Annotated in this window: 1 protein-coding gene; it reads left to right on the top strand. The window is 67.9% G+C overall.

All coding sequences use genetic code 11. From position 1 onward, the window contains the following. Positions 1–12: 12 nt before the first annotated feature. Positions 13–240 (top strand): NAD(P)-binding domain-containing protein (locus EOS_RS05460; protein ID WP_268760291.1); only part of this gene is annotated, 228 nt, incomplete at its 3' end.

Consider the following 240-nt stretch of genomic DNA (forward strand, 5'->3'; position numbering starts at 1 on the left):
TGTCTAGCATGGTTGTTCGGGAGTACGAGCAGCACCCAACAAACCAGGAGGCTGCACATGAGCACTATCAGCATCATCGGCACAGGCGGCATGGCCGCAGCGATCGGCGGCCTTGCCGCCAAGGCCGGACACACCGTCGAGGTGATGAGTCGCGACGCCGCCAAGGCGCGGGCGCTGGCCGAGCAGGTCGGAGCCGGCGCGACGACAGGAACGTTCGGCGCCGCCCCGGCCGGGGACATT

The organism is Caballeronia mineralivorans PML1(12) (assembly GCF_001028175.1).
Classification (GTDB): domain Bacteria; phylum Pseudomonadota; class Gammaproteobacteria; order Burkholderiales; family Burkholderiaceae; genus Caballeronia; species Caballeronia mineralivorans.